This window comes from Bombella favorum (assembly GCF_014048475.1).
In the GTDB taxonomy this organism is placed as follows: domain Bacteria; phylum Pseudomonadota; class Alphaproteobacteria; order Acetobacterales; family Acetobacteraceae; genus Bombella; species Bombella favorum.
On record NZ_NWUS01000001.1, the window covers coordinates 1 to 14,350 of the forward strand.

Genomic DNA, 14,350 nt, shown 5'->3' on the forward strand with positions numbered 1-14,350 from the left:
CCCTCGCTCACCCTCTCTCTATATATACCACCCACTACCGCGGGGTGGAGCAGCCCGGTAGCTCGTCAGGCTCATAACCTGAAGGTCGTAGGTTCAAATCCTACCCCCGCATCCAAATATACACCCCACACAATCTAAAATAATCCGGTAAAATACCTGAAGCATCAGAGTATTTAGCTTAGAGTTGCTTATGGTAGCTCCGAAAGTCATCCGCTTCCGTTTGCGGCGTAAATCCTTTCCCTTGAGTGGAAGGTATCAAGAAGGGATGGCTTTTTATAAAAATGAGAAAGGTCATAAGTGCGTCCTTTCTCTATTATGCTTTTGTAGCTCTTGTTATGGTTGGCCCTTTCACAAAACTCTCAAGAGTGTCTTGAGGAAGGAGAGACATATCCTGTTCGGGTCAGTCTCAATGTGTCTGCAACACGATACAGGCTCTTCCATAATTCTCTGATTTTATTATCATACTTCAAAGTATTTCTTAAATATAAATAGAATTATCTTATAAAAACAAAGTAAAGTTACAAATTTATCTTCTATTTCAATATAGAAAAATAACAAAATATTTATTTTTTCCTGATATTCACTCTCCGGGTCGAATTTATCGTGTAGTGCCATGCAAGGGGTTCTGACGTCTTGATGGAACCATTTCTAGTTTTGAAGAAGCAGGCGGTCCTAGCCAGTCTCCAGACTGTCCTTTCCATTCTTGTGGAATGGGACGCTGTGGAGAACGGGGATGACGTTCGTCAGTCTTTTTTAAGTCAGCCGCCATATAGTGGGACGGTTGCCCAAGCGGGACGTCTGACGTGGGGCGGGGCATGCAGGATGGTTGGTTCTGTCTTCATGGCGGGTGTGCTGTCATGGAAAGTAGGGGCGGCTACGGCTCAACCGCTGGCCATCAAGGATTTCGGACAGCTTGCCTTGCGCTGTGGGCCAAATGTGGCCCCTGTCACGCTTGCATCGATTGCGCAGACGGAGTCTGGTTTCGAGCCTTTTTTGTTGCATGATAACGATACGCAGAAAGTGTTCAGGGCGGCCGACGATCGGCAGGCTGCTGAAATGGCATCAACCCTGATTGCATCTGGTCATTCGGTCGATCTTGGCCTCATGCAGATCAATTCTCATAATCTGCCACGTCTTGGTCTGCAGGTCCGTGACGTTTTTGATCCATGCGTGTCGATAGGTGCGGCCTCCATCATTCTGTCGGATGCCTATGTGGGTGGACAGACACATGAGGAGCAGCAGGCGGCCCTGCGTGTGACGATCTCCCGGTACAATACGGGGGATGCCCAGCGTGGTTTCACAAATGGTTATGTGAGTAAGGTCGAGGCGTCTGCACGCAGGATAGTACCTGCTCTTGATGTTGGTTCAGTGCCGAGTGGTGTGAAGGTGTCTCCACCAGCTCGGCAGGTTTCGGCTGCCGCCGACCCGGACGCTCCCCCTTCGTGGGATGTGTGGGGCAGCCCCGAATACAGCTCCGCATCTGATGCGAAAAAAAATGCGGACCAGCCGCGTGCGTCTGATGCTGCGTTGTTTGTTCAGGCCACGGACAGTCCTGTGGTCTTCTCTTCTCTCCATTAAGGAATAAGACATGTTGTCACTGTCAAAAGGCGTCGTGCTTCGTGAAAGGTTCATCCGGACAGTCAGGTCCGCATGGGTGATGGGCCTTGTCGCTCTTCCGTCTGTCGCACGTGCAGCTGGCGTTACGGGCGGTCTGTCCCCGGAAACGATGATCAACAACATCTGCTCATTCATCCTTGGGGCATTCGGGCAGAGCCTTGCCATCCTCGGCATTATTGCCATCGGCCTCATGTGGATGTTTGGGCGTGCCTCGCTGATGGCTGTTTCGGGTGTGGTCGGGGGAATTATCATCATGTTCGGTGCTTCCTCCCTCGGGAAGATGCTCACGGGGGGCTGAGACGTGGAAAAGCTGGACGAAGACACTCTGTTCCTGGCTGCTACCCGGCCAGCACTGGTGGCGGGCGTGCCGCTGCCGCTGGCTGGGCTGTTTTTGATGATTGCCGGCTTCATCATCGTTTTTCTCAAGAACCCTCTTTATGAGGTCTTGATGGTGCCGCTGTGGTTCGGAGCAAAAGTGCTCGTCTCCCGTGATTATAATGCCGTCAATGTTGCCTATATTGCGATCAGAACGTCCGGGCGTGCGATCGACAGATCGGTCTGGGGTGGGGCCTCCGTCAGCCCCAATCCCGTCAGGGTTCCGAAGCGTGGAAGAGGGATCGTCTGATGTTCGGGAGGTCCGGGGGTGTCGAGCGGTCTGGTGAAATCTACCTGCCTTATGTGGGGCATATCGCCAAGGATGTCGTGCTGCTGCGTGACGGGTCGGTCATGGCCATGGGGCATGTGCAGGGCGTGCCCTTCGAGCTGGAAGAAATATCGGTAAGGAACGGGCGCAAACGGAACCTTAATACGGTCCTGCGCAACATTGCTGATGACAACGTCACCGTCTACACGCATCTCATCCGGCATCCGGATGTGCCGGAACTGCCTGACACCCAGTTCCGTTCGGAGTTTTCCCGCAACCTACATCGGGCTTTCAACGAACGTGTGCTGAAGGACCGTCTTTACCGGAATGATTATTTCTTTTCGGTAATCGTTTCCCCCCGGAATGTCCTGGGCAAGATGGGCAGCAGGATGATGCGCTTCGGCAAGAAGGCACCAGCCGAGGGGAGCAGTGCAGTCGTAAGACAGCTGGAAGACATCTGGCAGGTCGTGTCGTCTGCGCTGGACAGGTATGGTGTCCGCCGTCTTGGGCTGCGCGAGGCCAACGATGTGGTGTTTACGGAAATTGGCGAGGCCCTGCGCCTCATCATCTCGGCCTTCTGGATGCCCGTCCCACTGGTCTCTGGCTCTCTTGGGGCTTCGCTCTATACGGATCGGGTCATCTGCGGAAAGCGGGGATTTGAGATAAGGTCGCTTGACCACAGCAAGGTGGGTGGCATTTTTTCCTTCCGTGAGTATCCGGCCAAAACCCGGCCGGGAATGCTCAATACGCTTCTGAGCGTCGAGTTTCCCATAGTAATCAGCCAGTCCTTCGGGTTTCTGACACGGGCGCAGGCCGATGAAAGATTGACGCTAAAGACCAACCAGATGGCGAGTTCCGGCGACAAGGCATCCAGCCAGATGGATCAGCTGACGGACGCCGTGGATAGGCTCATTTCCAACGAGTTTGTTTTTGGAACGCATCATTTCTCACTCGCCGTGTATGCGGACAATCTGGCCGACCTGGGTGAAAGAAGTGCCCGGGCACGGGCTCGTCTTACCGATGCAGGGGCCGTGGTCGTGCAGGAGATCATGGCATTGGAGGCGGCTTTCTGGTCGCAGCTGCCGGGAAACTGGGAGTTCAGGACACGGGCCGGAAGCATAAACAGCAGCAATTTTGCCAGCCTTTCCACGTTTGACAACTTCCCGGCTGGTGCCAGGGCAGGGCATTGGGGAACCGCCATTGCCCGGTTTAGAACTGATGGTGCGACGCCGTATGATTACGTCCCACATGTGAAGGATGTTGGGATGACGGCCATTTTCGGCCCGATCGGCTCCGGGAAGACCACCATTCTCATGTACATCATGGCGATGATGGAACAGGCCCTCTCCACTGTGAATGGTGCTGTCGTGTTCTTCGACAAGGATCGAGGCGGACAGCTCCTTGTGTTGGCGACGGGGGGCACATATCTCGTGCTGAAACGGGGCGTGTCCTGCGGCCTTGCCCCGATGCGTGGCCTGAGCGGGGATGCGGACGATGTCGAGTTCCTGCGGCAGTGGATTACCGGTCTCATAGAAAGTGATGGCAAGGGTGGCATATCGTCGGAGGATGCTAAGCGGCTCCAGCGTGGCATTGCCCGCCAGATGAGTTATCCGGTGGAGATGCGGTCTCTGGCAGGGGTGCGTCAGTTCCTCATGCATGGTCCGGCGGAGGGAGCCGGGGCACGGTTGGAACGGTGGTGCCGTGGGGGAGCCCTGGGGTGGCTGTTTGATGGCGATGAGGACAGTGTGGATCTGTCCAGTGCCATCACGGGTTTTGACCTGACCGCTTTCCTTGATCACGAAGAGATATGCGCCCCCACGGCAGCCTATCTGCTCTACAGGATCGAGAAGGTGGTGGATGGACGCCGCTTCCTCATGAGCTGTGACGAGTTCAGGGCCTATCTTCTGGATCCGAAATTTGCGGCGGTCATCGACAAGTTTCTGCTGACGGTCCGGAAGAATAACGGAATGCTGATTCTGGCAACGCAGCAACCGGAGCATGTGCTGGAATCAAAGCTAGGTGCGTCTCTAGTAGCGCAGTGCATGACCAAGATCCTGTACCCATCTCCGACGGCAGACAGGGCGGCCTATATGACGGGGCTGAGCTGTACAGAAGGTGAGTACGCTGCCATCCGTGAGGGAATGGTGGGAGACCCCAAACGCTTTCTCATGAAGCGTGAGAATGGCAGCGTCATATGCGAGTTCGACCTGTCTGCCATGCCGGAATATATCGCCGTGCTTTCAGGGCGGGCGAACAGGGCCAATTTTGCCGAGCAGCTACGCATGAAATACGGCAACGATCCAAGCCAGTGGCTTGAGCATTTCATGACCCGTTATCACGAGGCCAGAGACTAAGGAGAATAAGGTGATGGGAAAGATTGTCTGTCTGGCTGCGGTCATGCTGGCCACGGTCATGGTTCTGACCGTCAATGTGCGTTCTGCCAGGGCACAGATCATGGTGATGGATCATGGCAGCATCACACAGAGTATCGCCAATACGGCTAGGGAGGTTGCTCAGCTAACCCAGCAGTATAATGAGATGGTCGATCAGTATAACCAGATGGTCGATCAGTATAAGATGTTCAAGAATGTACCGGATGTTTTCAATGGTATGCTCAGGGATTTCAAGGAGCAAATCCTGCGGCATCCGCTTCCGGGTGTTGAGAATATTGTTGATCAGATTACTGCGGATGCCGGCAAGGTGAGTGAGTATGGTCAGCGTTTTGCACGTCTGAATCGCTATGTGGTGCCAGATCAGAACAAGGACCCGATCAGCCAGTTTCTGAAGCAGGGAACAGCGTCTCTTGCCAATATTCGAGGTCTTGCAATGCAGAACCTGACATCACTCGACGAGCGGCTGGATAAGCTGACTGAGATGCAGGAGACATTGAGTGACGCCACAGATATCACACAAATTTCGGCCATAAATGGGCGGATTGCCGTCGAATCTCAGGCCGTTCAGGCGCAGCTGGCGGCGGCGCAGAACCTGCAAATACTCTCCCAGGCGCAGATAGCAAATCAGCAGATGCAGGAGAGGGCAGAGGGGCGTGCCGATGAACTCAAGGCGGCCGACTGGTGGAAGAAGGGGAACTAGCCACCAGGGAAAGGAACATGATGCCGCATATGGCGCAGGCATGTCGGTCTAGGCGAGATGTGCCTAGGTGAAGAGGGTGATGGGCCAGACGGTGAGAAGGTTCTGTCTGGGGGCGTTGGGGGAGTGAATGGTCGATGAGGATATACGCAAGAGACGTTTTTGAAGCTGTCAATGATCAGATCGTGCAGGATTTCGACAACAAGATGAATGCGCTTGTCAGCAACATACTGGGAGCACTTTCTGCACCTTTTAGTGCGCTGATTGTCCTGTGGGTGATCGTGACGGGCATTCTTGTCATGCGTGGGGATATAGACGTGCGGCGTGGCATCACGCGGATCCTTCGTGTTGCCCTTGTGTCGGCCTTCATCCTAGAGGCCGGTGTGTATAACACTTATGTCGTCCAGTTCTTTCGCAATGGACTGCCAACTTGGATTGCTTCCACCATCACGTCCGGCCAGGCCCTGAGCACGCCAGAACTGCTTGATGATATCATGGCCAGTCTCTCGGGAAATTCGGCTGCGATCAAGGCTGTTCTCTCCATCTGGCAGGTCTCCGATCATCAGAAGCTGGCCATAATTGATACCTGCAATGGTCTCATGCTCGGTGAGGTCTTTACCATCTATCTCTGCGCACAGGTGGTGATGGATGTCGTGTTGACCATTGGACCATTCGTGATTGCTGGTTTCCTTTTCGAGGCAACGCGTGGTTTTGCGGAAAAATGGATCGGGCAGATGGTCGGTCTGATTCTCCTGTCGGCCATGGTGGACATCTCCGTGGTGGTCTTTGCGCAGGGCATCAAGCATTACCTTAACAAGATCGCTGTGGAAGAGCTCGTTGAGCAGGGACTGGGAGCCGTTGCGACCGGCGCCATGTTCAATGCGACGATTTTCGTGATGATCTGCGCGTCCATCGTCAATCTTCTTCCTGCCGTCGCCGCTATCATTGGTGGTGGGATAGAAGTCAGGTCGGCTGGGTCAGCAATGGGTAGTGTTGTTGGAGGTTCGTCTTCAGGAAGCAGGACGGCGAACAATATTGCCCGCAGGATGTTTAAGTAAAGCAAACTGGATACTTGTAGATCGGGAAGGGAGTTATCCTGATGGTGAACATCAGAACAGGGTCTGTCGTTCTCATGTTGTTGGCTCTGGCGGCCTGTAGCGGACATGATCCGGTTTCGAAATGTAAGGGGCCCGTTTTCCAGCTCAATACGGAGCATTGGAAAGCGCAGCCGGCAGATCTGACGAAACAGGAAAGGGTGAGCCGCTGATGAGCAAGGACCTGTTTGTCCCGCCCGTCCCGAAAGAGAGGCTCGCCGAATATTATGAAAAGGTCGAGACGTTCCAAGAGGCACGTGCACGGGCTGTCACCCGCATCAACAAGTTTCTTGTTGTCGGCCTGACACTCTCGATGCTCGCCAATCTTGGTCTGGTCTGGTCCGTGGTGGCTCTTTTCCCGCTGGAGAAGCTTGTTCCGATGCCGCTCTGGGTCCGCCCGGATGGAACCGTGGACAGCGAGATCTCTATGTCACGCCTGCCGAAGACCATGGATGATGCGGTCGTCAACGCTGCCGTCTGGCAGTATGTGCGCCTTCGTGAAGGATACACTTATGCGACTGCCCAGTATGCCTATGACACCGTATCACTCATGAGCACGGATGCAGTGCGGGATGCCTATCAGAACTGGTTCAATTTCCCCAACCCGAAAAGCCCCCAAGTCACGGTGGGGCAGAGGGGCCAGATTGATGTCGAGGAGCTGTCGATGGCGCCGATTGGCGGAAATGTCATTCAGGTGCGTTTCCGGCGGCGGGTGTCGATGGAGGGTGCCAAACCGGTGGAAACAACCTGGATCGCGACGGTGCAGATCATGAAGGTGCAGGACATTCCCCCAAAGGCCCGCCTGAGCAACCCGGGTGGTGTGATCATCTCGTCCTATCAGTCGTCAGAGGATGGCGTACAATGAAGAGTCTTGCTGTTGTTGTTCTGGGTCTTGTGGCTGGCCTGTCTGTCGTCCCGGCCCATGCGGAGCAGGACCCACTGCCCAGCCGTCATGATACCAGAATGCGGTACGTGCCGTATGTCCCGGATCAGGTGGTGCATCTCTCGACGTCGGTCGGTGCGACGCTGGTCGTCGGTTTCGGAGCGCACGAGACTGTTGACCGGGTTGCCGTTAGTGACAGCATCCATCTGAAGGCGGCTCCGGCCGGCAGCTATCTGTTCTTCAAGGCGACAAACGGGCTGAGTCTCCAGCCGGTCATTGTCCTGACACGCAATGATCAGGGCCGTGCCCGCCGTTATGTTTTTGAGGTGGCCACCGTCCCGGCCGAAACACTCGCCAATTCGACGGATGGCATCTATTACAGCGTCCAGTTCACTTATCCGGGGGATGCCGCCGCCGCACGTCGGGCCGAGGCCGCCGCCCGTGAGAAGCGGGAGCAGGAAGAGGTCGAAGCCCGTACCCGTCAGCTTGAGATGCAGCTGGCGCATGAACGGATGGAGCGGGAAACCAAAGACCCCGACTTTGGTATAAAGAACTGGAAGTATGTGGGGCAGGGTGACCGTTCTCTGCTCCCGTTCGAGATGTGGGACAACGGCAATGTCACCGTGTTCCATTTTCCTGGCAATGTCCGGCTGCCCTCCATCTTCTTCATCGGTCCTGACGGGCATGAGGCCACGGCAAATTACAGCGTGAAGAATGATCCGGCGGGCTGGGGCACCCTGGTTATTGCGGATCATGTTGCGCCCCGGTGGCGTCTGCGTGATGGCAATACCGTCCTGTGCCTTTTCAACAAGGCATTCGACCCTGTTGGTCATAATCCTGGAACAAACACGATCAGCCCGAATGTCAGGCGGGTGCTGAAGGAGGGGGCACAATGAGCGACAGGCAAGACAATCATGACAGCCCTGAATCCATCAATCAGGGTGGCTCCATGGTTTCCGACGAGACCCGTCGGGAACTAACGTCGTTGCAGAAGGTGGGCATCGCCGCCTTGGTGGCGGTGGTTATGCTGGGTTTCGTCTGGCTGCGAGCTGGCGATGGACCGAAGAAGACTGAGCAGGTGGCCGTTCAGCGTGCCACGGTGTCGCCCGGGTACCACCTGCGTAGTGCCCCACCAGCACCGCCGCCGCCGCCACCCATGCCCATGCCCGTTCAGCCCCAGTTGCAGCGGATGCCTCTGGTAACTCCCCGCTCGACCCGTCATGAAATGAACCCAGCTGAAAGTCCGATTTTTGCGGCATCAGGCGAAGCGGGAGGGGCCGCTTCTGCGCCTGCTGCTGCTCCGCCGGCCGTGGGTGGACAGCAGGGGCCGGTTTCAGGTGGACAATTCCCGAAACCGGCGGGTGAAACCGAGGGTAGCCCCTTGGCCGCCAATCTGAAGCCGACCCTTCTTGCGGGCTCGCAGGCGCACATGCTTCCGCATCCGGATTTTCTCATCACGAAGGGGACGATCATTCCCTGCATTCTGCAGACCCGCTTGAATACTCAGCTGGCAGGCTATGCGAAATGCGTGGTTCCGATGGATATTCGTAGCACGACGGGCAATGTCGTATTGCTTGATAAGGGAACTCTTGTGACGGGCGAGATGCAGCATGGCCTGCTGCAGGGTGAGGATCGGGTTTTCATCGTATGGGATCGTGCCGAAACACCTGAACATAGCGTCATCGAGCTTGATTCACCGGCTACGGATGAGCTCGGGCAGAGTGGTATCGGCGTGACGGTGAACAATCACTGGTGGAAGCGTTTTGGCAGTGCCATTCTCCTCAGCGTGATTCAGGGTGCGCTGGATGTCGGTGTGGAGGCGGCGTCACGCATTGGTGCCTCCGGCAATAACGGCGGCTCTTATTTCAATTCGTTCCAGTCGAACGGGCAGACGGTTGCGAATTCCGCACTTCAGGCCGGTCTCAATATCCAGCCCACGGGTGAGAAGTCTCAGGGCAAGACCGTGGCGATCTTTGTGGCGCGTGACCTGGATTTCTCGGGAATTTACGAGCTGCGGACAACGGTAGGTGGCTATGGTCAGTGAGGCGGCAGTCCAGCTCCGCTGGCTGATGAAGCCACTAGCGGTATGGCTCGAGGACCCCGCAACGGAGGAGATCTGCATTAACCGGCCGGGTGAGGTGTTCGTCCGCCAGAGGGGTACGTTCACCCAGTATGAGATTCCACTTTCATATGAGGATTTGGAAGACATCGCCATTCTGGCCGGGGCCCTGCGCAAACAGGATGTAGGGGAGCGGCACCCGTTGTGCTCGACAGAACTGCCCGGTGGTGAACGTCTTCAGATATGCCTGCCTCCATCGGTACCGGCCAGGACGGTCAGTCTGACCATCCGCCGGCCAAGCAACAAGGTGGCCGAACTCGCCTCGGTGACGAAACGGTATGACATTTCACGATGGAACCGCTGGCAGAACAGGACGGAAGCCGAAGAAAAACGGCATGAGGAAGTTCTGGGCTATTATGACAGTGGAGATTTGGAGGCCTTTCTAGCGGCCTGCGTACGCAACCGCCTGACCATGCTGCTGTGTGGGGCTACGGGCTCTGGCAAGACCACGATGAGCCGGACGCTCATCTCGGCAATACCACTTCATGAACGGCCGATCACGATTGAGGATACACCGGAACTCATCATTCCGCATCCGAACCATGTGCGGCTGCTTTATTCAAAATCAGGGACAGGCATCAATTCCGTCAGTGCAGAAGACCTTCTGCATGCCAGTCTCCGTATGAGGCCTGACCGTATCCTGCTGGGCGAAATGCGTGATGATGCGGCTTGGACATACCTCAATGAGGTCGTTTCTGGTCATCCGGGCTCCATCTCCACCATTCACGGGGCCAATCCGGTTCAGGCCTTCAAGAAGCTGTTTTCACTCATCAAGGGGTCGCCGCAGGGGGCGGCCCTTGAGGATAAGACCCTCGTGGACATGCTGTCATCCGCCATTGATGTGATCGTGCCATTTGAAACGACGGGTGAGGTCTATTCCATCGGGGAGGTCTGGCTTGCTGCTGATGCACGCCGCAACAAAGAGACCGTGGCTGATCTGCTGACACGGTACTGAAGAGGGGGGATAGGGCATGGCTTTCGCAAACTGGTCTCCTATAATGACCGTCCGGCTCATAGCTGGCATCGTGCTGGTATTTGCGGGATGGACGGTTGTCGCTTCCCTTGTTTTCCTTGCAGGGACGGGGCTGTTCAGCTCGTTTGATTATCCATTCTATCAATGGTGGCTCTACCTTTATTATGGGCGGGACAATCCGGTCGTCGTGCATTGGCTGAAGATCGGGGCGGGAGCAGGCTGCGCCGCCATCTTGGTGATGGCCGTGATCATCGCCGCCGCTGCCCGCCGTAGTATGGCCCAGCTGTTTCGGCGGTCTTCCCTGCCTGGCGGTGGCGTGCGGGCGTCGGTCAGGGGCGTGACAGGGAATCATGGCCATGCGGAATGGATGACCATGAAATTCGCCCGGATGCTCTTCCCGGGGCCATCTCCTGAATATGGTGGTGTCGTCGTCGGGGAAGCCTACCGTGTGGATGAGGACAGGGGAGCACGGCTGCCGTTTATGCCCAAGGATTCCAAGACGTGGGGGATGGGGGGACGTGCACCGCTTCTGATTGATCCATGTGAGAGTGGTTCGACACACAGTCTGGTTTTCGCCGGGCCGGGGTCCTTCAAGTCCACGTCGGCAGTTACTACGTTGACGACGTGGACCGGGTCTGTGGTCGTGCTTGATCCCAGTACGGAATTGGGGCCGATGCTGAGGCCATTCAGGGAGTCGCTCGGCCATCAGGTTCATGAGCTGAACTTGGGTGGGGGAATAGGTTTCAATGTTCTGGGCTGGATTGATATCAATTCTCCGGAGGCCATCACGAACATTCAGGATGTTGTGTCCTGGATATGCCGGGAGAGTGGTGGAGGTAAAAAGGATTCCAGCAGCGATTTCTTCGACCGGCAGGGGCGCAACCTGATAACATGCCTTCTAGCGCACATGCTGTATGACCCGGACCTACCAGCGGAGCAGAAAACGCTGCGTACGCTTCGCAGTGGCCTCAGCATGCCACAGGATGACGTGCGGGCCCTTCTGAGGATCATTCATGAGACCAGTGTTTCCACCTACGCCCGTCAGATAGCAGGGGCTATCATGGGGCTTGTGGAAGAGACATTTTCAGGGGTGTATGGCAGTGCGGATGACAAGACGTCGTGGCTGTCGAACCCGGCGTTTGCCGAGCTGGTATCTGGTAGCAGTTTCCGGTCGTCAGATATCATGCATGGCGGGATGGATGTTTTTGTTCAGCTGCCCCTGCGTGCGCTGGAAAACACGCCGGAAATTGGCCGTACCATCATAGGGGCGTTGCTCAATTCTGTTTATGAGGCGGATGGCCGGATCCAAAACCGTGTGCTGTTTCTGCTGGATGAAGTAGCCCGCCTTGGGCCCATGCGCATCATGGCGACAGCCCGTGATGCGGGGCGGAAATATGGCATAACGCTGCGTCTCCTGTACCAGTCCGTCGGCCAGCTTGAAGAACAGTGGGGACGTGAAGGGAAACGGGCCTGGTATGATGCGGCAGTACACCGCACGTATGTGGCCATTTCTGACCTTGAAACAGCCAAGGAACTGGAAGAGACGTTCGGGAATTATGGCGTCGTGGCGACATCAGGCGGCAGCAACAAGGGCAGCTCCGGCAAAGGGCTGGGGGGTGGCAGCAGGTCTCATGGAACGAATGTCAGTTACAGTGAAATGAGCCGCCCGCTCATTCGTCGTGAGGAGCTGCTGAACAATACCCGTGTTGATGAGGCGTTTGTTGTTGTGCGGGGGGCCAGTCCCCTGCGGTGTGGCGTGCCCATCTATTTTAGGCGTCCGGAAATCGAGGAAAAGATTGCGGCCAGCAGGTTTGGAAAGTCTTTAGGGTGACATGGTGGAAACCGGTACGTTACCGGAGGAAAATATCTTTCCCGATAGCGTGGCCGGCTTCCGTTGTGGTGGTGCTCAGATGTGGTTTCGTGGTTGGTCAATCCGAGATATCATGCACATCAAGGATTGTCGTTTCGCTGTTTTGCCTGAAATAAGGAACGGCATCTTCGATGAAGCTGCGTAGTCCTGGTGTCTCATACCCCTTGCGGATGAATATCCAGGCCTCAAGGGGGAAATAAAGAATTGAATGCTTGCCCCTCAGCACGTCGGCGATAGCCTGTCCCGCTGCTCCGCCTTCGGCGTCGGATGGATATTGGTAGAGGATCACGCTGACCATGTTCCCATCCTTGTCGAAGATATCGGTATGGACATTGGTGACACAGGCGTGAGGCTGGCATGATGAGAACATGAGGAAATCACCCTTGCGGAAATCGCCTCCTTCAATATTGACGCCGGAGATTGATGCTTTGTAGTTTTCTATCAGATATGATTGAAGCTTCTTGTTGAGGGCACGGAATCTGGAAGAATTTTTGAAGCTCTCCTCGCATTTCATGAATTTCATGGCGTTTTTTTTGTCATAACGTCTTAGCGCACGTACATATTCGGGATAATCCAAAGCTTCTGTCCAGTCGGAGCCCGGCTCTTTAGCAAGTCTATCAAGCATGCGGTCCGGATGCTCAAAGCGGCATGAAGCCTGTGTATCTGCGGCTTTTGCCGTGACATTGGCCAGAGCGAGAAGGGTGGCTATCACAAGGAGCGTTTGGGAGCGATGGATGGTGTGATGCATGCGTTTTCTCCTGATTCTTTGTATAGAAGACTGATGTCGCCTCTGAGGACCTGTGCGTCGTTCTTGGCCCTTTGCCTCCCGATGATGTTCGGGAAGTAACGTTCTATGTCGTCGGCCGCTTTGGAGACCTTCCCTTCAAGAAATTCCTGATAGAGATGCCGCTTTATTTGGTTGTCGCCGGGGTGTCCGAAGTTTGGTCCCATGACATAAGACAGATCTACTAGGACCGTCTTGACAGGTTCAGACAGATTATCGAAAGCGTGAGGGACCTGACTGTTTCTTTCAAAGCGTTTTTGAGTATGGTTCGTAATCTGATTGAAGGTGATATTGGACAGACAGTCCACTTCATCCTTTCTAAGACGGACGGGGTGTTGTTGGATGGCTAAATAGTCATATGCTTTCTGCCCATGCAGGCCTTTGTGATTATGGTCTGTCGCGAAAAGGATATCTGGTATTCTGTCGAGTGTTTTCTCTACTCTCGTACGCAACTCCTCAGGTACATCTTTTGCAGCTCTGACGGCTCTTTTGAATTCTTCCCGTGTATGCTGCGCCAGATCCACACCATGGCCGACTGTTACGCCGGAGGATGGGCCGCCAGGGTAATAACCATGCAACTGCATACGTGGCTTCCCACCTTCGTTGAGATACACAAAGGCACGATCCCTCGTGGTCAGGCCATTTTTAGGTTCTGGAGCTAGGGAGCATGACGGTCGAGTGGACAGTTCCTGTCGAGGGTTTTCTTCCAGATGACGTTTATTTTCCGGCTGTTGGCTTCTGGCTCTTACTTGTTTTAAGAAGTAATCATGTTGCGTGTGGTCTGACATCTGAGCCTTGCCTCATCCGAAGAGAGGCAGCTTAGGTTCTATTTCGTTAAAATAGAGATAACAGGGCGTTGCTTTGGCCGTTACTTGGGACGATCGAGGCATTTTTTCGAATTCATCGATCTCCGATTTAATTTCATGGAACGTCGTAATATTAGTTAAACAAAACTGTTTCATTTAAGCTGATGTTATTTTTAATTTTATGTTTTTGGGAATTATTATTGTATAGATTGTCTCATCTATGATGAATGGATAGGGACTACCCTTTTTTGTCAGGAAGTTAATTGGGCTGGTCGGCCATGGAGGTTTGTTTTTACTGCCCTGAAAACCATGTCCCACGGCATCATATCCAGACCACGGCTCAAATACTCTGATATTGAAATACATCTGATTAGGACAGGGAAAAGATTGCGGCCAGCAGGTTTGGAAACTTTTTAGGGTGACATGGTGGAAGCCGGTCCGCCATGGTGGTGCTCAGATGTGCTTTCGTGG

The 14,350-nt window shown here is 54.9% G+C and carries 14 protein-coding genes and 1 tRNA gene; 13 read left to right on the forward strand and 2 right to left on the reverse strand.

Annotation, left to right across the window (positions count from 1 at the left end; all coding sequences use genetic code 11):
• The first annotated feature begins 38 nt into the window (after positions 1-38).
• The 13 genes from CPA57_RS00005 to CPA57_RS00065 all read left to right on the forward strand — a co-directional run bounded on the left by CPA57_RS00005 (position 39) and on the right by CPA57_RS00065 (position 12,250).
• Positions 39-115: transfer RNA gene (locus CPA57_RS00005), tRNA-Met, on the forward strand.
• A 521-nt stretch (positions 116-636) separates the two neighbouring features.
• On the forward strand, positions 637-1,578 hold the full coding sequence (locus tag CPA57_RS00010; protein WP_229709228.1) for a lytic transglycosylase domain-containing protein: 942 nt from the start codon (positions 637-639) through the stop codon (positions 1,576-1,578).
• A gap of 10 nt (positions 1,579-1,588) precedes the next feature.
• A complete protein-coding gene (gene virB2, locus CPA57_RS00015; RefSeq protein WP_182080433.1) occupies positions 1,589-1,915 on the forward strand; it encodes a pilin major subunit VirB2 in 327 nt (108 codons plus the stop codon).
• Positions 1,916-1,918: 3 nt separating this feature from the next.
• Complete coding sequence (locus tag CPA57_RS00020; protein WP_077395798.1) at positions 1,919-2,242, forward strand: type IV secretion system protein VirB3; 324 nt, start codon at positions 1,919-1,921, stop codon at positions 2,240-2,242.
• Positions 2,242-4,614, forward strand: coding sequence for a VirB4 family type IV secretion/conjugal transfer ATPase (locus tag CPA57_RS00025; protein ID WP_182080435.1), 2,373 nt, complete (start codon positions 2,242-2,244; stop codon positions 4,612-4,614). Before CPA57_RS00020 ends, CPA57_RS00025 begins: the two co-directional genes overlap by 1 nt.
• A gap of 13 nt (positions 4,615-4,627) precedes the next feature.
• Positions 4,628-5,353: a type IV secretion system protein gene (locus CPA57_RS00030; protein WP_229709119.1), complete on the forward strand. Its 726-nt coding sequence runs from the start codon at positions 4,628-4,630 to the stop codon at positions 5,351-5,353.
• 134 nt (positions 5,354-5,487) lie between these two features.
• Complete coding sequence (locus CPA57_RS00035) at positions 5,488-6,408, forward strand: type IV secretion system protein (protein ID WP_182080437.1); 921 nt, start codon at positions 5,488-5,490, stop codon at positions 6,406-6,408.
• 74 nt (positions 6,409-6,482) lie between these two features.
• Positions 6,483-6,617, forward strand: coding sequence for a type IV secretion system lipoprotein VirB7 (locus tag CPA57_RS09040; protein ID WP_182081731.1), 135 nt, complete (start codon positions 6,483-6,485; stop codon positions 6,615-6,617).
• The gene (locus tag CPA57_RS00045) at positions 6,617-7,309 is read left to right on the forward strand and encodes a type IV secretion system protein VirB8 (protein ID WP_182080439.1); all 693 of its coding nucleotides are present in this window, start codon (positions 6,617-6,619) and stop codon (positions 7,307-7,309) included. Before CPA57_RS09040 ends, CPA57_RS00045 begins: the two co-directional genes overlap by 1 nt.
• Positions 7,306-8,223: a TrbG/VirB9 family P-type conjugative transfer protein gene (locus CPA57_RS00050; RefSeq protein WP_182080441.1), complete on the forward strand. Its 918-nt coding sequence runs from the start codon at positions 7,306-7,308 to the stop codon at positions 8,221-8,223. The genes CPA57_RS00045 and CPA57_RS00050 overlap by 4 nt, the downstream gene beginning before the upstream one ends.
• A complete protein-coding gene (virB10, locus tag CPA57_RS00055; RefSeq protein ID WP_182080442.1) occupies positions 8,220-9,371 on the forward strand; it encodes a type IV secretion system protein VirB10 in 1,152 nt (383 codons plus the stop codon). Before CPA57_RS00050 ends, virB10 begins: the two co-directional genes overlap by 4 nt.
• On the forward strand, positions 9,361-10,401 hold the full coding sequence (gene virB11 / locus CPA57_RS00060; protein WP_182080444.1) for a P-type DNA transfer ATPase VirB11: 1,041 nt from the start codon (positions 9,361-9,363) through the stop codon (positions 10,399-10,401). The genes virB10 and virB11 overlap by 11 nt, the downstream gene beginning before the upstream one ends.
• 16 nt (positions 10,402-10,417) lie before the next feature.
• A complete protein-coding gene (locus CPA57_RS00065) occupies positions 10,418-12,250 on the forward strand; it encodes a type IV secretory system conjugative DNA transfer family protein (protein WP_182080446.1) in 1,833 nt (610 codons plus the stop codon).
• A 97-nt stretch (positions 12,251-12,347) separates the two neighbouring features.
• Here CPA57_RS00065 and CPA57_RS00070 read toward each other — a convergent pair whose 3' ends face one another.
• On the reverse strand, positions 12,348-13,037 hold the full coding sequence (locus CPA57_RS00070; RefSeq protein ID WP_182080448.1) for a hypothetical protein: 690 nt from the start codon (positions 13,035-13,037) through the stop codon (positions 12,348-12,350).
• Complete coding sequence (locus CPA57_RS00075; RefSeq protein WP_182080450.1) at positions 12,998-13,861, reverse strand: pesticin C-terminus-like muramidase; 864 nt, start codon at positions 13,859-13,861, stop codon at positions 12,998-13,000. The genes CPA57_RS00070 and CPA57_RS00075 overlap by 40 nt, the downstream gene beginning before the upstream one ends.
• Between the last annotated feature and the right edge of the window lie 489 nt (positions 13,862-14,350).